Here is a 24,523-nt window from a genome sequence, read left to right as displayed (position 1 = left end):
CGATGGACCGGAACTCGAGGGGGGCGACGGGCGATGTATGGCCGATGGACCGACAACCCGACGCAGCTCAGGCGTCGACCGCGACACTTCCGCGCAGCCGCGCGGTTCTCCAACTCGACGAGGCCCGCGGGGATACCGCTGCCGGGAGCCCCGAGGCGTCAGTGGTCCGCCACGCAGTGGATGGCAGTCCAGTGAGCGCCACGGGAGCGGTGCTCGCCCGGCCGTCGGTCTCCGGCGGCGGGGCCGGGCTGTTGCCGCAAGTGGTCCTCGCCCTGGTCTGCGGCGGTTACGCGGCGGGGGCGATCGTCGGCTGGGGGTCGTCCCAACTGGCCCTCGTCATGGGTGACTTCGGGCTGAGCGCCGCCGCGTTCGCCGCCACGGCCTCCTGTCTGTGGCACGGCCGCCGGCACGCCGGGCGGCTGCGCCCGGCCTGGCTGCTGTTCGCCGCCTCCTCGGCCATGGCCGGGCTGGGGAACGCCGTATGGGGCTGGTACGAGGTGGTGCTGGGCCGCCCCGTGCCGACGCCCTCGGTCGCCGACTTCTGCTTCCTGCTCTTCGCGCCGCCCGCCATCGTCGGGATGCTGGTGCTCGCCAAGCGCCCCACGAGCCGCGCCCGGTGGATCTGTCTGGGGCTGGACGCCTGGCTGATCGCCGGATCGCTGGTCACACTCTCCTGGAGCCTCGCGCTCGCCCACACCGGGGAGTTCGGCGCGGACGGCGCCTCCGTGGCCCGCGGCGCCCTGTCGCTCGCCTATCCGCTGCTGGACATCGTGCTGGTGAGCATGGTGATCGTGCTCCACTTCCGGCGCTCCTCGGGCAACCGCTCCGCGATCAACACCGCGATCGCCGCCTTCGCGCTCACCGTGCTGTGCGACGCGCTGTTCACCTCGCCGCTGCTGCGGGAGCACTACCGCTCCGGGCAGATACTCGACGCCGGGTGGTTCGCCGGTTCCGCGCTGCTGGCGTACGCACCATGGGTGGCCCGCCGCGAGGCCGCCCAGAACCCGCCGTCGGCGCGCCGCTCCCCGCAGCAGAGCGTCCCCATCGCGGGCTCGCTCGCCGCACTCGCGCCCTATCTCGCCGCCGCCGTCTGCACCTTGGGGGTCCTGTCCAACGTGATGGACGGCCGGCCGATCGACGGGGTGGTGCTCTGCACCGCCTGCGCGGTCGTGCTCGCGCTCGTCGTCCGACAGGCGATCATGCTGATGGACAACATCAGGCTCACCCAGGAACTCGCCCAGAAGGAGAACCACTTCCGCTCCCTGGTGCAGAGCTCCAGCGATGTGATCATGATCGCCGCGCCCACCGGAATCCTGCGCTACGTCAGCCCGGCCGCCTCCGGGGTCTACGGCCGTGACGCGGACGAGATGATCGGCTCCGAGCTGGCCTCCCTCATCCACCCCGAGGACCTCGGATCGGTGGTCCACGAGGTCCGCCGGTTCCTGGCCGCCGCACCGGGCGAGGAGCCCACCACGCGGATCGAATGCCGCTTCCGCTCCGGCTCCGGCGACTGGCTCAACGTGGAGTCCACGATCAACCGCCACCACGGCGGACTGATCTTCAACAGCCGCGATGTCACCGAGCGGGTCCGACTCCAGGCCCAGCTCCAGCACAACGCCGAGCACGACCCGCTCACCGATCTGCCCAACCGCGCCCTGTTCACCCGGCGGGTCGCGCACGCCGTCGCCGGCCGCCGCCGTACGGACGCCGGCACCGCCGTGCTCTTCATCGACCTCGACGGCTTCAAGGCGGTCAACGACACCGTCGGCCACCACGCCGGGGACGAGCTGCTGGTCCAGGCCGCCCGTCGGCTCCAGGAGTCCGTGCGGTCCGGGTCCGGCGACTGCGCGGCCCGGCTCGGGGGCGACGAGTTCGCCGCCCTCATCCTCGGCGACGGCGAGGGGGACGCGGGCACCCGCGAGCAGCGCATCATGGAGATCGCCGACCGGCTGCGGCTCCGGCTCTCCCAGCCCTACCGGGTCGAGAGCGGCACCGAGGTCCGGGTCGCCGCCAGCATCGGCGTCGCCTTCGCCGAGCCCGGCACCAGCCCCGGCGCCCTGATGCGCAACGCCGATCTGGCGATGTACCGCGCCAAGGCCGCGGGCAAGAACCGCGTGGAGCTGTACGCACCACAGATGCAGGCCGAGGTGGCGCGGCGCGCCGAGGTCGCCACCAGACTGCGCGCCGCGCTGCACGACGGGGAGTTCGTACTGCTGCACCAGCCCGTCGTCGAGCTGGCCGGCGGCCGGATCACCGCGGTCGCCGCGCAGGCCCGCTGGCGCTCGGCCCAGGGCATCCTGTTCACCCCCGCCGAGTTCCTCCGGGTCGCCGACAACGGCCGGGGGAGCGGCGAGGACACCGCCCGCACCGCCGAGCTGTCCCGCTGGATGCTGGAGGCGGCCGTGGAGCAGGCCGCCCAGCGGCGCCGCGACGGCCATCCGGTCCCGGTCTGCGTACGGCTCCCCGCGAGCCGGCTGGTGGACAGGTCGATGCCGCCCAAGGCCGTGGAGGCGCTGCTGGCCCGCCATGGGCTGCCGTCCGGCGCGCTGATCCTGGAGCTGACCGACAGCGATCCACGGGTGCCGCTGGACGAGCTCGAGCACCGACTCGGCGCACTGCGCCGTCTGGGGGTGCGGATCGCCCTCGACGGCTTCGGCAGCGGCTATGCCGCGATCAGGGCGCTCCGCAGGCTTCCCATCGATGTGCTGAAACTGGACCCCGGACTGGTCGAGGGAGTGGTCGAGTCCTCACGGCTGCACAAGATCACCGCAGGGCTGCTGAGGATCGCCGGCGATCTCGGAATGCAGTCCATCGCAGAGGGGGTGGAGTTGCCCGAGCAGATTGTCACCCTGCGCGGTATGGGATGCACCCACGCCCAGGGGGCGGCGTTCAGCGGGCCGCTGGACGAGCACCGGCTGCGCCGGGCGCTGCTGCGCGGCGGCTATCCGGTGCCGCGCCCGGAGCCCCCGCTGCTGGTCGGCGGCGCCCTGCCGATCCGGCACGGCGGTCATGGCGGGCATGGCGGCTCCCACGGCCCGCGCCGTACGGAGCCGCACACCCACCCGCCGACCCGCTCAAATACTGAGACGCCCGTCCCACCCACTTGACACCCGATATGCGCGGGGGGGAGGGTCGGAGCCATGCGCACCCGAATTCTCGTACTTGGACAGCGCGTCGGCTGAGCAGGGCTCATCGAAGCCCTGCGGACCCTCACCGGCGCGCTCCCCTCGCTTGCCTTACGGCACGAGGGGTTTTTTGTTGCACCGGCAGGGCCCGGTGCACCGCCCCGCCCCCTCCCTCCCGCACCGAACCTCATCTTCGAGAAGAGAATGCCGATGACCGAGCAGGCCCCCGGGTCCCATCACCCCCAGCCTCGGCCCCGTAGCGGCGGACCGCAGTCCGCCCCCGTCGAGCACGTCACGGGCGCGCAGTCCCTCATCCGTTCCCTCGAGGAAGTGGGTGCCGACACCGTCTTCGGCATCCCCGGTGGCACGATCCTTCCCGCCTACGACCCGATGATGGACTCCTCGAAGGTCCGGCATGTGCTCGTCCGCCATGAGCAGGGCGCGGGCCACGCGGCCACCGGCTATGCCCAGGCCACCGGCAAGGTCGGCGTCTGCATGGCGACCTCGGGCCCCGGAGCGACCAACCTGGTCACCCCCATCGGCGACGCCCATATGGACTCGGTCCCGATCGTCGCGATCACCGGCCAGGTGGCGTCCAAGGCCATCGGTACGGACGCCTTCCAGGAGGCGGACATCTGCGGCATCACCATGCCGATCACCAAGCACAACTTCCTGGTCACCAAGGCCGAGGACATCCCGCGCACGATCGCCGAGGCGTTCCACATCGCCTCCACCGGCCGCCCAGGCCCGGTCCTGGTCGACATCCCCAAGGACGTGCTCCAGGCGCAGACCACCTTTTCCTGGCCGCCGCAGACCGATCTGCCCGGCTACCGCCCGGTCACCAAGCCGCACGCCAAGCAGATCCGCGAGGCCGCCCGCCTGATGACCCAGGCCGAGCGCCCGGTGCTGTACGTCGGCGGCGGCGTGATCAAGGCCCAGGCCACCGCCGAGCTGAAGGTGCTGGCCGAACTGACCGGCGCGCCGGTCACCACCACCCTGATGGCGCTGGGCGCCTTCCCCGACAGCCACCACCTCCACCTCGGCATGCCGGGCATGCACGGCACCGTCGCCGCCGTGACCGCCCTGCAGAAGGCCGATCTGATCGTGGCGCTCGGCGCCCGCTTCGACGACCGCGTCACCGGCAAGCTGGACTCCTTCGCCCCGTACGCCAAGATCGTGCATGCGGACATCGACCCGGCCGAGATCGGCAAGAACCGCGCCGCCGACGTGCCGATCGTCGGGGACGCCCGCGAGGTCATCGCGGACCTGGTCGTCGCCGTCCAGGCCGAGCACGACGCGGGCCGCGCCGGTGACTACAGCGGCTGGTGGGAGGACCTGAACCGGTGGCGGGAGACCTACCCGCTCGGCTACGACCAGCCCGCCGACGGCAGCCTCGCCCCGCAGCAGGTCATCCAGCGGATCGGGCAGCTGGCACCGGAGGGCACGATCTTCGCCGCGGGCGTCGGCCAGCACCAGATGTGGGCCGCCCACTTCATCGACTACGAGACCCCCGCGACCTGGCTGAACTCCGGCGGCGCCGGGACGATGGGCTACGCCGTCCCGGCCGCCATGGGCGCCAAGGCCGGCGCCGACGAGGGCCGTACGGTCTGGGCGATCGACGGTGACGGCTGCTTCCAGATGACCAACCAGGAGCTGGCCACCTGTGCGCTGAACAACATCCCGATCAAGGTCGCGATCATCAACAACGGCGCGCTGGGCATGGTCCGCCAGTGGCAGACCCTCTTCTACAACCAGCGCTACTCCAACACGGTCCTGCACTCCGGCCCCGACACCCCCGCGCAAGCGAGCCTGGGCACCCGCGTCCCCGACTTCGTGAAGCTCTCCGAGGCCATGGGCTGCGTCGGACTGCGCTGCGAGGATCCGGCCGACCTCGACGCCGTGATCGAGAAGGCCAACGCGATCAACGACCGCCCGGTGGTCGTGGACTTCATCGTCCATGAGGACGCCATGGTCTGGCCGATGGTCGCGGCCGGCACCTCCAACGACGAGATCCTGGCGGCGCGCGACACCCGCCCGGACTTCGGCGACGGCGCGGACGACTGAGACCAGGACCGAAAGAGAGAAGAGACCGAGCCCATGTCCAAGCACACGCTCTCCGTCCTGGTGGAGAACACCCCCGGCATCCTCGCCCGGATCGCCGCCCTGTTCTCCCGCCGCGGCTTCAACATCGACTCGCTCGCCGTGGGCGTCACCGAGCACCCCGACATCTCCCGGATCACCATCGTGGTCAATGTCGAGGAGCTGCCGCTGGAGCAGGTCACCAAGCAGCTCAACAAGCTCGTCAACGTCCTGAAGATCGTCGAGCTGGAGGACGGCTCGGCCATCCAGCGGGAACTCGTTCTCGTGAAGGTCCGCGCCGACAACGAGACCCGCTCCCAGATCGTCGAGATCGTCCAGCTGTTCCGCGCCAAGACCGTGGACGTCTCCCCGGAGGCCGTGACCATCGAGGCCACCGGCAGCAGCGACAAGCTCGAGGCCATGCTCAAGATGCTGGAACCGTACGGCATCAAGGAGCTGGTCCAGTCCGGCACCATCGCCATAGGGCGCGGCGCCCGCTCCATCACCGACCGGAGCCTGCGCGCGCTCGACCGGTCCGCCTGACCCCCGCCCCGCCCGACCAGCGGGGCCACGGTCCGGCGCCACCCGCGCGCCGGACCGGATGGCGAGACCCTGAAACCTTCACCCGCCCGCCCGTCATACGGTGGGAGCACAACCCACACGCTAGGAGATTCCCGAAGTGGCCGAGCTGTTCTACGACGACGACGCCGACCTGTCCATCATCCAGGGCCGCAAGGTCGCAATTCTCGGCTACGGCAGCCAGGGCCACGCCCACGCGCTGTCGCTGCGCGACTCGGGCGTCGATGTCCGGGTCGGCCTGCACGAGGGCTCCAAGTCCAAGGCCAAGGCCGAGGAGCAGGGCCTGCGCGTGGTCACCCCGGCCGAGGCGTCCGCCGAGGCCGACGTGATCATGGTCCTGGTCCCGGACCCGATCCAGGCCAAGGTCTACGAGGAGTCCGTGAAGGGCAACCTGAAGGACGGCGACGCGCTGTTCTTCGGGCACGGTCTCAACATCCGGTTCGACTTCATCAAGCCCCCGGCCAACGTGGACGTCTGCATGGTCGCCCCCAAGGGTCCGGGCCACCTGGTCCGCCGCCAGTACGAGGAGGGCCGCGGCGTGCCGTGCATCGCGGCCGTCGAGCAGGACGCCACGGGCAACGCCTTCCCGCTCGCCCTCTCGTACGCCAAGGGCATCGGCGGCACCCGCGCCGGCGTCATCAAGACCACCTTCACCGAGGAGACCGAGACCGACCTCTTCGGTGAGCAGGCGGTGCTGTGCGGCGGCACCTCGGCGCTGGTCAAGGCCGGGTTCGAGACCCTGGTCGAGGCCGGTTACCAGCCGGAGATCGCGTACTTCGAGTGCCTCCACGAGCTCAAGCTGATCGTGGACCTGATGTACGAGGGCGGCCTGGAGAAGATGCGCTGGTCGATCTCCGAGACCGCCGAGTGGGGCGACTACGTCTCCGGTCCGCGGATCATCAACGAGTCCACCAAGGCCGAGATGAAGAAGATCCTCGGCGAGATCCAGGACGGCACCTTCGCCAAGAACTGGATGGCGGAGTACAACGCCGGCCTGCCGAAGTACAACGAGCTGAAGAAGGCCGACGAGAACCACCTGCTGGAGACCACCGGCAAGGAGCTGCGCAAGCTCATGAGCTGGGTCGACGAGGAGGCGTAACCGCGCCTGGTGGCGCGGAGGCCGTGCCCCGGGTGCGGCGGGGGTCCGCCGGACCCCCGCCGCACCCGGTTCGCGCTTTGTCCATCGCGCACCACCACGTGCGGGTGATCCTGCCGCAACGGCACATGACGAAGGCCCGACCGCCACTACACTCATCAACAGCAAGCGCGTCAGGCTCACAGCGTCGTGCGTCTCCCACGCGGCTGACCCCTTCACCGCCAGCGGCCGTCGGGACGGCCGTCCGCTGAGGACTAGTGAGGACTGAAGACCACGTGAGCACTGCTTCCACTGGTAAGCCCGTCGTACTCATCGCCGAAGAGCTCTCTCCGGCGACGGTCGAGGCCCTGGGCCCGGACTTCGAGATCCGGAACTGCAACGGGGCGGACCGAGCCGAGCTCCTTCCCGCCATCGCCGATGTGGACGCGATCCTCGTCCGCAGCGCGACCAAGGTCGACGCCGAGGCCATCGCCGCCGCGAAGAAGCTGAAGGTGGTCGCCCGCGCGGGCGTCGGCCTGGACAATGTGGACGTCTCGTCCGCCACCAAGGCGGGCGTCATGGTTGTCAACGCGCCGACGTCCAACATCGTCACCGCCGCCGAGCTCGCCTGCGGTCTGCTGGTGGCCACGGCCCGGAACATTCCGCAGGCCAGTGCGGCGCTGAAGAACGGCGAGTGGAAGCGCAGCAAGTACACCGGTGTGGAGCTGAGCGAGAAGACCCTGGGTGTGGTCGGCCTCGGCCGCATCGGCGTCCTGGTGGCCCAGCGGATGTCCGCCTTCGGCATGAAGGTCGTCGCGTACGACCCGTATGTGCAGCCCGCGCGGGCCGCGCAGATGGGTGTGAAGCTGCTCTCGATGGACGAGCTGCTCGAGGTCTCCGACTTCATCACGGTCCACCTCCCCAAGACCCCCGAGACGGTCGGCCTGATCGGCGACGAGGCGCTGCACAAGGTCAAGCCGGAGCTCCGGATCGTGAACGCCGCGCGCGGCGGGATCGTGGACGAGGTGGCGCTGGCCGCCGCCCTCAAGGAGGGCCGGGTGGCCGGGGCCGGGCTGGACGTCTTCTCCCAGGAGCCGTGCACCGAGTCCCCGCTGTTCGAGTTCGACAATGTGGTGGTCACCCCGCATCTGGGCGCCTCCACCGGTGAGGCCCAGGAGAAGGCGGGCATCGCGGTCGCCCGCTCGGTGCGGCTGGCGCTGGCCGGCGAGCTGGTCCCGGACGCGGTGAACGTCCAGGGCGGCGTCATCGCCGAGGACGTGCGGCCCGGTCTGCCGCTGGCCGAGAAGCTGGGGCGGATCTTCACCGCGCTGGCGGGCGAGGTCGCGGTCCGCCTCGATGTCGAGGTGTACGGCGAGATCACCCAGCACGACGTCAAGGTGCTGGAGCTGTCGGCGCTCAAGGGCGTCTTCGAGGACATCGTCGACGAGACCGTCTCGTATGTGAACGCGCCGCTGTTCGCGCAGGAGCGCGGGGTCGAGGTGCGGCTGACCACCAGCTCGGAGTCGAACGAGCACCGCAATGTGGTGACCGTGCGCGGCACTCTGTCGGACGGCGAGGAGGTCTCGATCTCCGGCACGCTGGCCGGCCCCAAGCACCAGCAGAAGATCGTCGCGGTGGGGGAGTACGACGTGGATCTGGCGCTTGCCGACCATATGGCCTTCCTCCGCTACACCGACCGCCCGGGTGTGGTCGGCACGCTCGGCCGCATCCTGGGCGAGGCGGGGATCAACATCGCGGGGATGCAGGTCTCGCGGGCGGCGGCGGGCGGTGCCGCACTGGTGGCGCTCACGGTGGACGACACCATTCCGCAGCCCGTGCTCACCGAGATCGCCGAGGAGATCGGCGCCACCTCGGCCCGCTCGGTCAATCTGGTCTGAGCCGCTTCAGACATCACCCATCTGGGCCCGGTCCCCGCTTCGGCGGGGGCCGGGCCCAGGTCTTTGCGCGTCTGCGGCGGCAAGGCGCCCCGGAGGGGTTCCGGATCTTTTTCATCGCGTGTTGAATAATAGCGGTGGGCTCGCTACGCTCGCAGCTATGTGGAGAAAATTTCTCCACATAGCTGTAGGTATGTGCCGTGCTGTCAGGAGAGCCCCGTGTCCGCAGACGCTGAGACCGACACCGACGCCCCTGCCGACGTCCCGTCGCCCCCCATGCGAGCCGACGCGCGGCGCAACCGGGAGCAGCTCCTGCGCGCCGCCCGCGAGGTCTTCGCCGATCAGGGGCCGGATGCCCCGCTGGATGAGATAGCCCGGCGCGCCGGGGTCGGCATCGCGACCCTCTACCGGCGGTTTCCACACCGTGCCGATCTGCACCGAGGGGTCGCCATCGAGGTGCTGACCGCGCTGGTCGAGGCCGCGAACCGGGCCGTCGCCGAGGAGGGCGATCCCTGTCTCGCGCTGCGCCGCTTCATGCACGCCGCCCTCGACCTCAAGATCGGCTCGGTGATGCCCGCACTGCTGGGCCGGTTCACCGTGGACGAGATCCTCGACAGCGTCCCCGGCGACGCCGTCGACCCGATCGACGCGATGCTCCTGCGTGCCCAGGCCCAGGGGCTGGTCCGGAGTGATGTCGTCTTCGGCGACATCACGCTGATGATCATCCGGCTGACGCGGCCGCTGCCCGGCGGCGGCCGGTTCGCCCCCGATGACGCCCTCGCCCATCGCCAACTTGATGTCTACATCGACGGGTTGCGCCCCACCGGCTCCCCGCGCCCCACCACCCCGCTCGGCGGCCCGGCCGTGGACGCGGCGGCGTTCAAGCGCATCCGGGAGCGAGTGATCGACGAGGCCCACGAGGCCCACGAGGCCCACGACGCGCACGACGTCCGGGAGGCCCGAGGCGCCCACGACGCCGCCCCCGACCTCCACTCCGATCCCCCCGCCGACCCCGTCTGACCTCCCTCTCCGCTCGCCTTCCGCAAGACCAGAAAGGCATCGTCATGTCCCAGCCCTCAGAGGCACCGCCGCGAGCCAACCCCCGGCGCTGGCTCGCCCTCGTCTTCATCGGCCTGGCCCAGCTGATGATCGTCCTCGACATCACCATCGTGAACATCGCCCTGCCGTCGGCCCAGAGGGATCTCGGCATCTCCGACGGCGACCGGCAGTGGGTCATCACCGCCTACACCCTGGCGTTCGGCAGTCTGCTGCTGCTCGGCGGCCGGATCGCGGACTACACCGGCCGTAAGCGCACCTTCCTCATCGGCCTGCTGGGGTTCGCCGGGGCCTCCGCGCTCGGCGGTGCCGCCTCCGGTTTCGAGATGCTGCTCGCGGCCCGCGCCCTGCAGGGCGCCTTCGCCGCGCTGCTCGCCCCCTCGGCGCTGTCGCTGCTCGCGGTGAACTTCACCGAGCCCCGTGAGCGCGCCAAGGCGTTCGGCATCTTCGGTGCGATCGCGGCGGGCGGCGGTGCGATCGGGCTGGTCGTCGGCGGACTGCTGACCGAGTACCTCGACTGGCGCTGGTGCCTGTACGTCAATGTGCCGATCGCCGTCGTCGCCGCCATCAGCTGGTCCGTGCTGCCCACCGACACCCGCGCCGAGGGCCGGGCCCGGTTCGACATCCCCGGTGTGGTGCTGGCGGTGTGCGGGCTGGTGGCCGTGGTCTACGGATGCAGCGAGGCCGAGTCCGAGGGCTGGGACTCCCGGCTGGTGACCGGGCTGCTGATCCTGGGCGCGGTGCTGCTCCTCGCCTTCGTCATGGTGGAGCGGAGCGTGGCACGCCCGCTGCTGCCGCCGCGCGTGGTGGCGGACCGCACCCGCGGCAGCGCCTATCTGGCGGTCGGCCTCTCGGTGGTCGGCATGTTCGCGATGTTCCTCTTCCTCACGTACTACATGCAGCTCGTGAAGGGGTACTCGGCGCTGCTCACCGGGGTGGCGTTCCTGCCGATGACCGGGGCGGTGCTGATCGGCGCGGGCGGCGTCGCCTCCCGCCTCATCCCCAAGGTGCCGCCGCGGCTGCTGGTGGCGCCCGGTCTGCTGATCGCGGCCACCGGAGTCGTCCTGCTGGTGCCCCTGGACGTCGACAGCTCGTACGCGGCGGGGGTGCTGCCCGCCGAGCTCCTGGTCGGCTTCGGCATGGGCCTGGTGATGGCGCCCTCGATGAACTACGCGACCCATGGGGTGGGGGCGGGGGACGCGGGTGTCGCCTCCGCCACCGTCAACACCGCCCAGCAGATCGGCGGTTCCATCGGCACGGCGATGCTCAACACCATCGCCACCAGCGCGACCTCCGACTACATGGCCTCGCACGCCCGGCAGATGACACCTCAGACCGCCAAGGCGACGGCCAAGGCCGGTCTGGTCGAGGGCTTCTCGCACGCCTTCGTCGTCTCGTCCTCGATCCTCGTGGGCGCCGCGGTGGTCGTGGCCCTGCTGATGAACACCCCGCGCCCGGTACGCGAGCCCGGCACCGAAGGCGCCACCCCGCTCCCCGCCCACATGGGCTGACATCGCCCCGCGCCCCGGAGGCCCTTCGCTCCACCGCCGGAGCGGAGGGCCTCCGGTGGTGGTGGGTCAGGAGGTGGGGTCGGGGCGCGGCGCACGGGTGGCCAGCTCCAGCAGCTCGTCCACCGACCACTGGTCATAGGCGTGTTCGCCGTGCTTGGCGGCGATGACACGGCCGTCCCCGCCGATGCCGTTCCCGAGGATCAGGAAGTCCGCGGGCAACCCGAGGCGGCCCCCGGGCTGGCTGGGTTCGGGGAGCCTCTCCCGGCCGCGAAGGACCGCCCACGCGCCGGTGACCAGCGCCCACCCGACCGGCCCCCAGGCGCGTGGGCTGAGCAGGGCCCTGCGCGCCTGCTCCACCCCGAACTCCCGGTACAGCCGCTTCTGGGGGTCGGCGATGACGGCGAACGGCAGGTCGTCCGTGTGCTTCCGCAGTTCCTCGGCGGGGGAGTGGAAGACCACCACCTCCCGGATTCCGGCCGTCTCGATCTCCTGGTGGCGCCGCACGATCGACCGCAGATGGAGATTGCAGACGGGGCATCCGGCGAAGCGCCGGAACTGGAGGTGGATCAGCCGGCCGGAGTCGGGCACGGCGACGGCCGGTCCGGTCACCGGGGTGAGGGTCCGGGCGGAGACGACGGAACCGGGCTCCATGGAAGCCCCCTTTCGTAAGCGTGCGGCATACGCCTACCAGCGTAGGCGTATGCCGTACGCTGTCAATCGCCATGCCACGACCACGCTCCCTCACCCCCGATCAGCCCGCCTCGGCCGCCCTCGCCGTCCTCGACCGCGAGGGGCTCGCCGGGCTCTCGATGCGCGCGGTCGCCAAGGAACTCGGAATGAGCACGATGGGGCTCTACCGCTATGTGGACGACCGCGAGGAGCTCGAAGGGCTGGTGGTCGAGCGCGTCCTCGGCGCCGTCGACACCACGCCGCCCGATCCCGGAGCTCCATGGGACGAACGGCTCCGGATCATGGTCGGCCGACTGCGCGACGCGGTCAGCGCCCACCCCGCGGTCCTCCCGCTGACCCTCACCCACCGGCACCGTTCCCCCAGCTCACTGCGGTGGGCGGAGACGGCGCTCGCGATCCTCACCGCGGCGGGCCTGGACGGCGAACGCCGGGTCCTCGCCCTGCGCGCCCTGCTCGGCTATGTGATCGGCGCGATCCAGCTCGAACACCTGGGACCGCTGTCCGGCGCGGGCACGGTCACGATCTCCGAGCTGCCGTCCGACGCGTTCCCGTACCTGGCCGACACGGCACGACAGGCGCGGAGCGTGGGGGTGGAGCGGGAGTTCTTCGGGGGCCTGGAGGTGTTCCTGCGCGGGCTGGGCCCATAGCCGGGGCGCGTCAACGCCGGGGCCGCCGCTCACCTGTGTGGGGCGTTCCCGGCGTTCCTGCCCGCTACCCTTGGTCACGCGGACAGAATCCCGTCCATGGGAGGAACCATGACTGCTGAACCGCTTCCGGCCTGGGCCTTTCCGCCCCCGGGCGGATTCACCGCAGACGACCTTGACCGCATTCCGGATCTCCCGCCGCACACTGAGCTGATCGACGGGAGCCTGGTTTTCGTGAGTCCGCAGAAGAGTTTTCACTCGCTGGCGATGTATTTGCTGGAGAGGGGGCTCCGGGCGTCGGTGCCGGAGACGCTGCGGGTGCGCCGCGAGATGACGATCACTCTCGACAGCGGCAACCGTCCCGAGCCGGATATCTCCGTCGTGCGGGCCGAGGCGACCACCGCTGACGCCCATGAGACGGGCTACAAGGCTGTTGACACCGTCCTCGCGGTAGAGGTGGTGTCGCCGGAATCGCAACTTCGCGACCGCAAGCGGAAGCCGCAGCTCTATGCCGAGGCGGAGATCCAGCACTTCTGGCTGATCGAGAAGGACGCGGGCAGCCGCCCCGTTGTGCACGTGTACGAGCTGGATTCAGTGACCGGCTGCTACGTCCCCTCCGGTATCCACCACGACCGCCTGAAGCTCACGGTCCCCTTCGACATCGACATCGACCTCACCGAGATCGACCGGCTGTAGGCCCCTCGAGACCGAGGGGCCGGCCGGTGGCTAGCCCGCCAGTTCATAGGCGTAGTCCGGTGCGAAGGTGCCCGCCGGGCCCGCGCAGCCGTCGACTTCGCCCGGGGGCTTGACCCAGAGGTAGGCGTCGATGGCCGGGTCGCCGGTGTTCGCCGTCGGGTTTTCGCCGACCTTGCGGCCGTGGGGATCGCACCAGGCGTTGTCGGGGGCGGGGCCGTTGCCGTTGCGGCTGGTGTCGATGACGGCGGTGAGCCCGGAGGAGGTGCCGAGCTGGGCGAGCACGCTCTTGGTGAAGGTCACCTCGTCGGCGGTGCGGCGGAAGTTGGAGACATTGCCGTAGATGCCGTCGCCGCTGGTCAGCACGCCGGCCGAGCGGAGCCGAGAGGCCTGGACGGCGGCGCTGTTCCAGGCCGAGTGGCCGGCGTCGAAGTACACCCGGGCGCTGGGGTTCGCGCTGTGGACGGCGGTGGCGGCGCGGGCCAGGGAGGCGTAGCGGCCGCTCAGCTCGGTGGGTGAGAGGCAGCTGATGAGCGCGATCGAGTCGGGTTCGAGGATGATGACGGCGGGCCCGCTGCCCAGCCCGGCGGCGAAGCCGCGCACCCATGTGTCATAGCTCGCGAGGTCGGGCGCGCCACCGGCGGAGGCCCCGCCGCAGTCGCGGTTGGGGATCTGATACGTCACCAGGACGGGGGTCTGGCCCTTGGCGGAGGCGGCGGAGGTGACCTTGCGGACGTCCTCGGTGACGGTGGCGGGGGAGTACCGGGAGAACCACACGGCCTGGGGCTGACTGGCGATCCGTGAGGCGATGCGCTGCTGCCGGGAGTCGCCCGGATTCGCGGCGACCCACTTGTTGACGAGCGAGTCGGGGTTGTTGAAGAACCGGGTGTCGCCCGGCAGTTCGCCCGCGACGGCCTGCGGTGCGTGGGCCGCGCCGATCAGGAAGGCGGCGGCGAGCCCGGCTGCCGCTAACGCTCTGGTGATGCGCACGGTGCGTCACTCCTCTCGCGTGGGGTGGCTGGTCAGACCTCTGGCCGCCGTGTCCGGCCGCCGTCCTCTGGTTGCCGCCGGGCGGGGAATGGTTGCCGTGATGTTCGAGAAAACGCGTACGGCTGCGGTCAAATCGCCGTGTGCGCAGCGCCTGTTGGGGACCCCACCGCGGTGGGGTCCCCAACAGGCACGGCACACAGGGCTCAGCGACTCGGCACCGCCTCGTCCGCGCGGGTCGAGGGCGCGTCCTCGACCGTGGGTCCGGCGTCCTCCGCCCCGACCCGGCGCAGCGTCACCAGGGCCAGGATCGCGCCCGCCACCAGGACCGTCGCCCCGGCCCCGCACGCGATCCGCATCCCGTGGGTGAACGCCTCGCGCGCCGCGTCCAGCAGATGCTCCCCGGCCCGCCCCTTCAGCGAGCCCGCCACCGCGGCGGCCGCGCCCAGTGTCTCGCGCACCTGGTCGAGGGCGTCGGCGGGCAGTCCGGCGCCCAGTGAGTCCTTGACGTCGCTCCGGTAGACGGCGGTGCCGACGCTGCCGAGCACCGCCATGCCCATCGCCCCGCCGAACTCCTGGCCCGTCTCCAGCAGCGCGGCCGCCGAACCCGCCCGCTTCGGCGGGACGCTGCCGATCGCCAGGTCGGTGACGAGCGACATCACCGCGACGATCCCGCTGGCCAGGACGGCGGCGCCGATCAGCACGGTCCACAGTGCTTCCGTATCGGCCAGGGCCAGAATCCCGTAGCCGATAGCCGCGGTCGCGAAGCCCGCGCCGATCACGTACGCCCGGTTGGCGCCGCGCTGGACCGCCGCGGCCGCCACCGGCCCGGCGATGCCGACGCAGACGGACGGGGCCAGGCTCCACAGCGCCGCCTCCAACGGGCCCTTGCCGAGCACCGACTGCAGATACTGGGTGGTGAAGTAGGCCGAGCCCATCATGGCGAAGGTGGCCAGCGCGTTGAGCGCGATCGACGGCCCGAAACCGCGGTGGTGGAACAGCTCCGGGCTGATCATCGCGTCGTGCCGGATGCGCTGGCGCCGTACGAAGACGGCGCCGATGGCGAGACCGGCCACGATGGACAGCACCGGGATCAGGCCGACGCCGTTGTCGGCGGCGATCTTCTTCAGTCCGTAGATCACCGGCAGCACCGCGGCCATCGACAGCGGCACGCTCGGCAGATCGAACGCCCCGGGCGCGGGGTCCTTGAACTCCGGCACCAGGAGCGGCACCAGCGCCAGCAGCAGCACCATCGCCGGGACGTTGATCAGGAAGACCGAGCCCCACCAGAAGTGCTCGATCATCACCCCGCTCAGCACCGAGCCCAGCGCGATACCGCCCGCCATGGCCGACGACCAGATCGCGATCGCCTTGGCCCGCTGCCTCTCGTCGAGGAAGAGGTTGCGGACCAGCGCCATCGTCGAGGGCATCAGCGTGGCGCCGCCGATCCCGAGCACCGCCCGTGCGGTGATGAGCATCTCGGCGCTCTGCGCGTACGCCGCCGCGACGGACGCGGCGCCGAAGGCCGCGGCCCCGAACAGCAGCAGCTTCCGCCGTCCGAAGCGGTCGCCCAGCGCTCCCATGGTGATGAGCAGCCCGGCGAGGGCGAAGGCGTAGATGTCGAAGATCCACAGCTGCTGGGTGGAACTGGGGTGCAGCTCCCGGCTGATGGCCGGCACCGCGAAGTACAGCACCGACACATCCATGGAGACCAGGAGGAGCGGAAGCATCAGGACCACGAAGGCGGTCCATTCCCTGCGTCCGGCGCGTGGGCCGGTGGAAGTCGAGGTCATGGCGGCGACTATACGAGCGTCTTAAACGAGCGTCTAGTACGGCTGTGTAAGACGGTCGTGTGAGACGTTCGTCTAGGACGGTCGTATGGGGTCGGGATACCCTGGCGCCATGGGACATCGAGAGGATCTGCTGGCCGGGGCCAAGCGCTGTCTTGAGGAGAAGGGCTGGTCCCGTACGACGGCGCGGGACATCGTGGCCGCCTCGGGCGCCAATCTGGCCTCCATCGGCTACCACTACGGCTCCAAGGACGCCCTGATGCGGGAGGCGCTCTTCGCCTCCATGGGCGACTGGGCCGATGACGTCCAGCGGTCCCTCGAGGCGGACGCACCGGCGGGCGAGGGCCCGGACACCGGGCTGCGGGAGCGGTTCGAGGCCCGGTGGACCCGGGTGCTCGAGCTGTTCGACAAGCACCAGGCGGTGTGGCGCTCCCAGTTGGAGGCCATCCTCCAGGTTCAGCACGACCCCGAGCTGCGCGCGGCCTTCGGCCGGGCCCAACCGGAGGGGCGCCAGGGGCTGGTGGGGCTGATCCACGGCATCGACGAGCGCGATGTGGACGAGGAGACCTCCCGGGTCATGGGCTCGTTCTATATGACGCTCGTGAGCGGGATGGTCGTCCAGATGGCCATCGACCCCGACCTCATGCCAAGCGCCCATGACCTCGTCGAGGCGATGCGCCGGATCGTCGGTGACGCCCCCGCGGCACCGGCCGCCCCAGACGCCCCTGACACCCCCGCGGCCTCCGCCGACTGACCTCGGGGCGCAAGGGCTCAGGGGCGCAAGGGCTCAAGGGCGCAAGGGTTCAGGGGCTCGGCTCAGCGCCCCGGCGGCCCGAGACGCGCGGCCTTCAGCGTCATATGGAGCAGCAGCCGGTCCTCGCCCGCGTCCAGGTCGAGACCGGTCAGCTGCCGCACCCGCGAGAGCCGGTAGTACAGCGTCTGCCGGTGGATGCCCAGCCGCTGGGCGGTGCGCCCGGCCTGTCCCGCGCAGTCCAGGAAGGTCTCGGCGGTGCGGGCGAGCTCGGCGTGCGCGGGCTCCAGCAGCGGCCGTACGGCGGCGTCGGGCGGCAGCGCGGGCAGCGCGGCCAGCAGTCGGTACGGGCCGATGGCGGACCACTCCGCGACCGGGCCCAGATGGGTGTCGGCGTGCGCCGCCCGCGCGGCGGCCAGCGCCTCCTGCCAGGCGGCGGGCAGATCCTCCAGCCCGCGCCGGGGAGCGCTGACCCCGGCGGCGGCCCTGGGTGCCGGTCTCCGCGGGCCCCTGCCACCCGCCGTGGCCCGGGGCGAGCGCAACAGCTGCTCGGCCGTCGCGCGGGCCGGGTCCAGGGCGGAGGCCGCGCGCAGCCGGACCAGCGCCGCCAGCCCCGCTCCGGGCGCCCCCGCCGCCCCGGCCGCCGCGTCCCCCAGCAGCGCGCACGCGGCCACGATGCCCGGCAGATGGGGGAGGCCCGGGTGGTCCGCGTCCTCGCCGGTCCCCGGTGTCCACGGCACCACCGCCACCAGCGCCAGCGGCCCGTCGGCCGCTCCGCGCAGCGCGGTCCGCAGTCCGGAGCGGGCGGCGTCCCGCCCGGCCGGCGGTCCGGTCAGCGCATCGCGCAGCAGCTCGCCGAGCTCCTCCCCGGCCCGCGCCTCGGTCGCCAGCAGCGCCCCGATGCGGTCCGCGGTCTCCATCGCGCGGACCAGCCGTGGGTCCCGAGCGCCCGCCGGGCCGCCCAGCTCCAGATCGGCGAGATGGCCGTCGTCCAGCAGCCAGACATAGCCGTGCACCACCCCGCGGTGCCGGACGGGCAGACAGATGCGGCCCATGAACACCCCGGCCGCCGGGTCGGGCGGAATCCGCAGCGGAGCCTGCGCTCGGGCGATCCCGAATGCCTCGAACCAGGCCCGCACCGCCGCCGTCGAGCGGCGCTGGAGGATCGAGCGGGTGCGGACCGGGTCCAGCGCGGGCTCCGCCGTGTCATCGCTGTCTTCGCTGTCCTGGGCACCGAAGGCGATCAGTGCGAAATCGCGGTTCTCCAGGGTCGCGGGTGCCCGGAGCACCGCCGTGATCTCGTCCACCAGCTGCTGGTAGTCGTCGCGCATGGGTCCCGCCTCTTCCCGCTTTCGCCTCCCACATTCTCATACAGATGTCTGAGATCCCGGCCACGGATGCGTGACAGCTGTCGATGGTCCGGAATCCGCGCCATCCTTAAGTTTCACGGTGAGTTGCCGTTGCCGTTCATCGGCCGTCATCGTGGAGGTGCCCCGTGCTGGGACCCGTGCTGCTCGCCGCTTCGCGCAGTGCCGCCATCCGCCGTATCGTCTCGGCCGCGCCGGTCACCCGCCCGATGGTGGACCGCTTCGTCGCCGGGGAACGGCTGGCCGAGTCCCTGGGGGCGGTGCGGTCGCTGACCGCCCGCGGCCTGGACGTCACCCTGGACCATCTGGGCGAGGACGTGACCGACCGGTCCGAGGCGCTGCGCAGCCGTGACGCCTATCTGGCGCTGACCGAGGCGCTGGCCGCCGAGGGGCTCGCCGGGCGCGCGGAGATGTCCGTGAAGCTCTCCGCCTTCGGCCAGGCGCTGCCCGGGGGCCACGATCTGGCGCTGGCCAATGTGACCCCGGTCGTCGAGGCCGCCGCGGCGGCGGGCACGACCGTCACCCTCGACATGGAGGACCACACCACGGTGGACTCCACCCTCGCCATCCTCGGCGAGCTGCGCACCCGCTTCCCGCAGACCGGCGCGGTCCTCCAGTCCTATCTCTTCCGGACCGAGGACGACTGCCGGGCGCTGGCCGGGGAAGGCTCCCGGGTGCGGCTGGTGAAGGGCGCGTACAACGAGCCGGCGAGCGTCGCCCACCAGGACAAGCGCGAGGTGGACCGTGCATACGTGCGCTGTCTGAAGATCCTGATGGCCGGTGACGGCTACCCCATGATCGGCTCGCACGATCCGCGTATGGTCGCCATCGCCCAGGATCTGGCACACCGCCTCGGGCGCAAGCTGGACGAGTACGAGTTCCAGATGCTGTACGGGATCCGCGTGGCCGAGCAGGAGCGGCTGGTGGCGGAAGGTCACCGTATGCGGGTTTACGTCCCGTATGGCACAGACTGGTATGGGTACTTCATGCGCCGCCTCGCGGAGCGTCCCGCCAACCTCACATTCTTCCTGCGTTCGCTGGTCGGCCGACGCTGACCGCTCCCGGGATCGCAGACCTCGTAACCCCCCGACGCCCCCGACGATCGAAGGAGACAACGGCCATCATGGACGCCGTCACCCAGGTCCCCGTGCCGGTGAACGAGCCGGTGCACACCTACGCCCCCGGTACCCCGGAGCGCGCCCGCCTCGAGACCAAGCTCAAGGAGCTCGGCGAGAACCCCATCGACCTGCCGATGACCATCGGCGGCCAGAAGCGGATGGGAGCGGGGGAGCGCTTCGACGTCGTCCAGCCGCACAAGCACTCCGCCCGCCTGGGCACCTACGGCAACGCCACCCAGCGGGACGCGCAGGACGCGATCGACGCCGCCCTGGCCGCGGCCCCGGCGTGGCGCGCGCTCAGCTTCGACGACCGCGCCGCGGTCATCCTCAAGGCCGCCGATCTGCTCTCCGGCCCCTGGCGGGAGACGCTCGCCGCGTCCACCATGCTGGGCCAGTCGAAGACCGCGCAGCAGGCGGAGATCGACACCCCCTGTGAGCTGATCGACTTCTGGCGCTTCAACGTCCACTTCGCCCGCCAGATCCTGGCCGAGCAGCCGGTGACCAACTCGCCCGGGGTCTGGAACCGCACCGACCACCGGCCGCTGGAGGGGTTCGTCTACGCGATCACCCCCTTCAACTTCTCCGCCATCGCGGGCAACCTCCCGACCGCCCCCGCCCTGATGGGCAACGTGGTGGTCTGGAAGCCGTCCCCGACCCAGACGCACGCCGCCGTGCTGCTCATGGAGGTGCTGGAGGAGGCCGGGCTGCCCAAGGGCGTGATCAACCTGGTCACGGGCGACGGCAAGGAGGTCTCCGAGGTGGCGCTGGCCCACCCGGACCTCGCGGGCATCCACTTCACCGGTTCGACCCGTACCTTCCAGTACCTGTGGAAGACGGTCGGCAACAACATCGAGAACTACAAGACCTATCCGCGGCTGGTCGGTGAGACCGGCGGCAAGGACTTCATCGTCGCCCACCCCTCCGCCGACCCGGCGGTGCTCAAGACGGCGATGACCCGCGGCGCCTTCGAGTTCCAGGGCCAGAAGTGCTCCGCGGCCTCCCGCGCCTATGTGCCGCGCTCCCTGTGGGAGAACGGCCTCAAGGAGGAGTTCGCCACCGAGGTCAACGGGCTGACCATGGGCGATGTGGCCGACCTCGACAACTTCATGGGAGCGGTCATCGACGAGCGCGCCTTCGCCAAGAACAAGGCGGCGATCGACCGGGCGAAGTCCGACCCGACGATCGAGGTCGTCGCGGGCGGCTCCTACGACGACAGCGAGGGCTGGTTCGTCCGCCCGACCGTGCTGGTCTCCACCGACCCGGGGAACGAGATCTTCAAGGACGAGTACTTCGGCCCGATCCTCGGGGTGCACGTCTACGAGGACGAGGAGTACGACGCGATGCTGAAGCAGATGGAGTCGGCCGCCCCGTACGGGCTGACCGGCGCCGTCATCGCCCAGGACCGCGCGGCGGCGGCCGCCGCCTGTGAGGCGCTGCGCTTCGCGGCCGGCAACTTCTACATCAACGACAAGCCGACCGGTGCCGTCGTCGGCCAGCAGCCCTTCGGCGGCGGCCGCGCGTCCGGCACCAACGACAAGGCGGGCGCCAAGCAGAACCTGATGCGCTGGACCTCCACCCGCTCGATCAAGGAGACCCTGGTCCCGCCGACCGACTACCGCTACCCGCACATGGGCTGACCCTCGGGCCCGGCGACCCGCGCCCCCGGACCGCACTGAAGTGGTCCGGGGGCGCGGTGCTGTACGGGGGCGCGTCGGGGGAAATCTGTGGACGCCCGATACGCGGCGGTGCTAGCGTCAAGCAGTCAAGTAGGCACTATTTACCGCAGTTTACGTGGGTAACCAGGCGCGGGATCGCCCACGGACTTGCGATCGACCGCCGTTGGTCGAGGTCGGACGGGGGTCGGCCTCGGCCATCGGCGCGGCGCCGGTGGATGATCACCCTGGGTCAGTGGCCGATATCACGCTGTTCGCGTCTCAGATAGTAGGACGTCCGACTAATTGTGCAGACACTGACGCTCCGCTGCCTTACTTTTGTGGAAGCCGAACGTCTCGCTGTATCCAGCGATGGCGGCCGCGGCCGGTGCACATCGCGCAGGCGACCCCTGCCGCACCCAGGCCCCCGCCCCTTCCGGCAGCCACCTTCTCGGGGAGCTTTCCTTCCTCCCGGGCGTTCACCGGGGTTCAGCAGAGGAGATGTGATCATGGCCGAGACGACTGTCCGCAGGATCCGCCGCAAGACCGACAACACCGACCGCAAGAAGGCGGCCGCCGCGCTCCAGCGCGCCCTCGACCGCCGGGACAACGGCGGCGCCACCGGTCACTGACGCCGGGGCCGGGTCACCTCGAAGCGGTCCACCCGCTCGCCCGACTCCGCCAGGGCCGTGACGGTGAGCCTGGGGCGGGGGCCCGGCTCCACCTCCACCGCGAGGAACGAGAAGCCGGTGTAGCGGACCCGGGACCAGTCCGCGCTGTCCCGGTTCTTCTCGCCGTCCTCGGTCCAGTGGTAGGTCTTCACCTCGTCGAGGTGGTTGACGTGCCCCTCGTAGCTGTCGGGCACCGGGAACTCGTAGAGCTTCGCGCCCGCCCCGCCCGCTGTCACGTAGACGATCCCGTCGCGCACCGCGTCGGCGCTCCCCTCCACCGGGACCCGGCGGGCGACCTTGCCGCCCCGGAGCGCGTCGGTCCGCTCGTAGACGTGGTTGTGGCCGTTGATGACCAGGTCCACCTGGTGCTTGTCGAACAGCGGCACCCACGCGTCGCGCACCCCGCCGTCCGAGGCGTGGGCGCTGGTGGTGGAGTAGGCGCAGTGGTGGAAGAAGACCACCAGGAAGTCGATGCCGGGCCGCTTGCGCAGCCGCCCCAGCTCGCGGTCCAGCCAGCGGGTCTGCGCCCCGTCCGTGTACCCCTTGTTGGCCGGCATCTCGTACGACACGTCATTGGCGTCCAGGGCGACCACGCCCACGTTCCCGTAGACGAACGAATAGACCCCGGGCGCCTTGCGCGGGTCCGGGCCGTTCTCGGGCAGTGACCAGCGGGCCAGCTGGCCGCCGTAGCCGTCGGGGGAGTACCACGCCTCCATGTCGTGGTTGCCGGTGGTCACCATCCACGGCACGCTCGCCGCGACCGAGTCGGTCTGGGCGAGGAAGGAGTCCCAGACCCGGGCGTCATAGAGGTCGGACTTCTCTCCGTGGCCGGTGGTGTCCGCGTAGCACAGATCTCCGGCGTGCAGATGGAACGACGGGTTCTGGCCGAGGATCAACTGATCGTTGGCGAGCGCGTCATAGCTCACCCCCTGGTCCCCGAAGGCGGTGAAGACGAACTTCCCGGGCCGGTCCGGCGCGGTGCGGAAGGTGCCCACGGACGCGAAGTGACGCGGCACGGCCGGATCGCGGTCCGCATGCCCGACGCCGTAGTAGTAGGTGACCCCGGGGCGCAGGTCGTCCACCGCGGCGTGCAGATGGAACTGGTCGACCGCGGGCAGCTTGGCGCTCAGCGACGGGGTGTGCAGATGGCGCACCTCGGCCTCGACCTTGCGGGTGAGCTCCAACGGGCTGGTGCCGATCCGCACATACGGCTTCCGCACCGCGAACGGGACCTGCCAGGAGATCCGCATTTGCGTCCGCGGATCGGCGCCGAAGGCCAGATGGCGGCCGAACGGGGCGACCAGCGTGCCGTCCACCGTGGCGGCCCCCGGCTTCGGGCTCGCGGCCGGCGCCGGCCTGGTCCCGGCCGCGCACGCCGCCCCGCCCAGCAGCCCCGCGCCCGCGACCGTGCCCGCCGTGGCGGCGCCCCCGCGCAGCACCCGGCGGCGGGAGAGCCGGGCCCGCAGATACTCGTGCTGCTCCGCCATGGTCATCCGCTGGGCGAGCCGTTCCGGTACGCCGAACCGTGGTGTATCCATGGACCGGAATGTCCCCCGAGCGGTCAACGGCGCACCATACAGGGGGTGAACGGGTGATTGCCGCTGGGCGGCCGTCCGAATGCTGGAACGCCTATGTCAATCCATGGGACGAGCGGTAGGGTCCCGGTATGTCTCGCAGCATTCGCCTCGCAGTGATCCCCGGTGACGGTATCGGCCAGGAAGTCGTGGCCCAGGGCCTGAAGGTCCTCTCCGCCGCCCTTCCGCAGGACGTGAAGCTGGAGACCCGGAGTTACGATCTCGGCGCCCAGCGCTGGCACGCCACCGGCGACACCCTGCCGGACGCGGAGCTGGAGTCGCTGAAGGACCACGACGCGATCCTGCTCGGCGCGATCGGCGACCCGTCGGTGCCCTCCGGCGTGCTCGAGCGCGGGCTGCTGCTCAAGCTGCGCTTCGCCTTCGACCACTACGTCAACCTGCGTCCGTCGAAGCTCTTCCCGAACACCCCGACCCCGCTGGCCGGCCGCCCCGACATCGACTTCGTGGTCGTCCGCGAGGGCACCGAGGGCCCGTACGTGGGCAACGGCGGTTCGATGCGCACCGGCACCCCGGACGAGGTCGCCACCGAGGTCAGCCTGAACACCGCCCACGGGGTCGAGCGCGTGGTCCGGGACGCCTACGAGCGTGCCGACTCCCGGCCGCGCAAGAAGCTGACCCTCGTGCACAAGAACAACGTCCTGGTGCACGCCGGCCACCTGTGGAAGAACATCTTCGACCGGGTCGGCCAGGAGTACCCCGAGGTCACCACCGACTATCTGCACGTCGACGCCGCGACGATCTTCTTCGTCACCCAGCCGGAGCGGTTCGACGTGATCGTCACCGACAACCTCTTCGGTGACATCCTCACCGACCTCGCCGCCGCCGTCACCGGTGGCATCGGGCTCGCCGCGAGCGGAAACATCAACCCCTCCGGCGCCTTCCCGTCGATGTTCGAGCCGGTCCACGGCTCCGCGCCGGACATCGCGGGCACCGGCAAGGCCGACCCGACGGCGACCGTCCTGTCGGTGGCCCTGCTGCTGTCGCACCTCGGCTACGGGGACGAGGCGGCCCGTATCGAGACCGCCGTCGCCTCGGACCTCGCCGAGCGGGACGCGGCCGCGCCGCGCACCACCGACGAGATCGGCGACGCGCTCGCCGCCCGAGTATCCGGCTGACCCCAGCCTGTGCCAGTGCGCGGCTGGGTGCGACCATCGACCTTGGGCCGCGCGTTGCACAACGCTCACTTCCCCGGCCTCACCTAGGAGATAATCCGCGGTGGGGCCGCTGTGTGAAGAAGAGCTTGGA

General features: G+C 71.0%; 19 protein-coding genes. 14 read left to right on the top strand and 5 right to left on the bottom strand.

Annotated features, from left to right (window positions below; genetic code table 11):
• Window positions 1-191 precede the first annotated feature (191 nt).
• The 7 genes from J2Z30_RS08950 to J2Z30_RS08920 all read left to right on the top strand — a co-directional run bounded on the left by J2Z30_RS08950 (window position 192) and on the right by J2Z30_RS08920 (window position 11,320).
• Entirely contained in the window at window positions 192-3,107 is a 2,916-nt protein-coding gene (locus J2Z30_RS08950) for a putative bifunctional diguanylate cyclase/phosphodiesterase (protein ID WP_044569624.1), read from the top strand.
• A 228-nt stretch (window positions 3,108-3,335) separates the two neighbouring features.
• Window positions 3,336-5,189 carry an acetolactate synthase large subunit gene (locus J2Z30_RS08945; RefSeq protein WP_044581341.1) on the top strand — a complete coding sequence of 618 codons (1,854 nt, stop codon included), beginning with the start codon at window positions 3,336-3,338 and terminating at the stop codon, window positions 5,187-5,189.
• 33 nt (window positions 5,190-5,222) lie between these two features.
• Window positions 5,223-5,747 (top strand): acetolactate synthase small subunit, encoded by a 525-nt coding sequence (gene ilvN / locus J2Z30_RS08940; protein ID WP_044569623.1) that lies wholly within the window; start codon window positions 5,223-5,225, stop codon window positions 5,745-5,747.
• Window positions 5,748-5,883: 136 nt separating this feature from the next.
• On the top strand, window positions 5,884-6,882 hold the full coding sequence (ilvC, locus tag J2Z30_RS08935) for a ketol-acid reductoisomerase (RefSeq protein ID WP_044569622.1): 999 nt from the start codon (window positions 5,884-5,886) through the stop codon (window positions 6,880-6,882).
• A gap of 272 nt (window positions 6,883-7,154) precedes the next feature.
• Entirely contained in the window at window positions 7,155-8,756 is a 1,602-nt protein-coding gene (serA, locus tag J2Z30_RS08930) for a phosphoglycerate dehydrogenase (protein WP_044569621.1), read from the top strand.
• Window positions 8,757-8,972: 216 nt separating this feature from the next.
• Window positions 8,973-9,773, top strand: coding sequence for a TetR/AcrR family transcriptional regulator (locus J2Z30_RS08925; protein ID WP_308279863.1), 801 nt, complete (start codon window positions 8,973-8,975; stop codon window positions 9,771-9,773).
• A 44-nt stretch (window positions 9,774-9,817) separates the two neighbouring features.
• A complete protein-coding gene (locus J2Z30_RS08920; RefSeq protein ID WP_044569620.1) occupies window positions 9,818-11,320 on the top strand; it encodes an MFS transporter in 1,503 nt (500 codons plus the stop codon).
• A gap of 66 nt (window positions 11,321-11,386) precedes the next feature.
• Here J2Z30_RS08920 and J2Z30_RS08915 read toward each other — a convergent pair whose 3' ends face one another.
• Complete coding sequence (locus J2Z30_RS08915) at window positions 11,387-11,971, bottom strand: peroxiredoxin-like family protein (RefSeq protein WP_044569618.1); 585 nt, start codon at window positions 11,969-11,971, stop codon at window positions 11,387-11,389.
• Window positions 11,972-12,042: 71 nt separating this feature from the next.
• Here J2Z30_RS08915 and J2Z30_RS08910 point away from each other — a divergent pair, with 71 nt between their 5' ends.
• Complete coding sequence (locus J2Z30_RS08910) at window positions 12,043-12,657, top strand: TetR/AcrR family transcriptional regulator (protein ID WP_044569617.1); 615 nt, start codon at window positions 12,043-12,045, stop codon at window positions 12,655-12,657.
• Window positions 12,658-12,765: 108 nt separating this feature from the next.
• Entirely contained in the window at window positions 12,766-13,350 is a 585-nt protein-coding gene (locus J2Z30_RS08905; protein ID WP_044569616.1) for a Uma2 family endonuclease, read from the top strand.
• A gap of 30 nt (window positions 13,351-13,380) precedes the next feature.
• On the opposite strand, the gene J2Z30_RS08900 is transcribed toward J2Z30_RS08905, so the two are convergent.
• Window positions 13,381-14,337, bottom strand: a complete 957-nt coding sequence (locus J2Z30_RS08900) for a glycoside hydrolase family 6 protein (protein WP_044581339.1) — start codon at window positions 14,335-14,337, stop codon at window positions 13,381-13,383.
• A 203-nt stretch (window positions 14,338-14,540) separates the two neighbouring features.
• A complete protein-coding gene (locus J2Z30_RS08895; RefSeq protein ID WP_044569615.1) occupies window positions 14,541-16,127 on the bottom strand; it encodes an MFS transporter in 1,587 nt (528 codons plus the stop codon).
• A gap of 109 nt (window positions 16,128-16,236) precedes the next feature.
• Between J2Z30_RS08895 and J2Z30_RS50830 the strand changes: the two genes are divergently transcribed.
• Entirely contained in the window at window positions 16,237-16,878 is a 642-nt protein-coding gene (locus J2Z30_RS50830) for a TetR/AcrR family transcriptional regulator (protein ID WP_044569613.1), read from the top strand.
• Window positions 16,879-16,940: 62 nt separating this feature from the next.
• On the opposite strand, the gene J2Z30_RS08885 is transcribed toward J2Z30_RS50830, so the two are convergent.
• A complete protein-coding gene (locus J2Z30_RS08885; protein ID WP_044569612.1) occupies window positions 16,941-18,206 on the bottom strand; it encodes a PucR family transcriptional regulator in 1,266 nt (421 codons plus the stop codon).
• Between the two features lie 164 nt (window positions 18,207-18,370).
• Here J2Z30_RS08885 and J2Z30_RS08880 point away from each other — a divergent pair, with 164 nt between their 5' ends.
• The 3 genes from J2Z30_RS08880 to J2Z30_RS50825 all read left to right on the top strand — a co-directional run bounded on the left by J2Z30_RS08880 (window position 18,371) and on the right by J2Z30_RS50825 (window position 21,644).
• The gene (locus J2Z30_RS08880) at window positions 18,371-19,297 is read left to right on the top strand and encodes a proline dehydrogenase family protein (RefSeq protein ID WP_044569611.1); all 927 of its coding nucleotides are present in this window, start codon (window positions 18,371-18,373) and stop codon (window positions 19,295-19,297) included.
• Window positions 19,298-19,365: 68 nt separating this feature from the next.
• Complete coding sequence (gene pruA / locus J2Z30_RS08875; RefSeq protein ID WP_044569610.1) at window positions 19,366-20,997, top strand: L-glutamate gamma-semialdehyde dehydrogenase; 1,632 nt, start codon at window positions 19,366-19,368, stop codon at window positions 20,995-20,997.
• 524 nt (window positions 20,998-21,521) lie between these two features.
• On the top strand, window positions 21,522-21,644 hold the full coding sequence (locus J2Z30_RS50825) for a hypothetical protein (RefSeq protein ID WP_020868213.1): 123 nt from the start codon (window positions 21,522-21,524) through the stop codon (window positions 21,642-21,644).
• Here J2Z30_RS50825 and J2Z30_RS08870 read toward each other — a convergent pair.
• The gene (locus J2Z30_RS08870) at window positions 21,638-23,221 is read right to left on the bottom strand and encodes a purple acid phosphatase family protein (protein ID WP_044569609.1); all 1,584 of its coding nucleotides are present in this window, start codon (window positions 23,219-23,221) and stop codon (window positions 21,638-21,640) included. The two genes, J2Z30_RS50825 and J2Z30_RS08870, sit on opposite strands and share 7 nt — an antisense overlap.
• Window positions 23,222-23,349: 128 nt before the next feature.
• On the opposite strand from J2Z30_RS08870, the gene J2Z30_RS08865 reads away from it, so the two are divergent.
• Entirely contained in the window at window positions 23,350-24,393 is a 1,044-nt protein-coding gene (locus tag J2Z30_RS08865) for a 3-isopropylmalate dehydrogenase (RefSeq protein WP_044569608.1), read from the top strand.
• The last annotated feature ends 130 nt before the right edge of the window (window positions 24,394-24,523 follow it).

This window comes from Streptomyces iranensis, assembly GCF_017874715.1.
In the GTDB taxonomy this organism is placed as follows: Bacteria; Actinomycetota; Actinomycetes; order Streptomycetales; family Streptomycetaceae; genus Streptomyces; species Streptomyces iranensis.
This window is presented reverse-complemented; position numbering and strand designations above follow the sequence as displayed.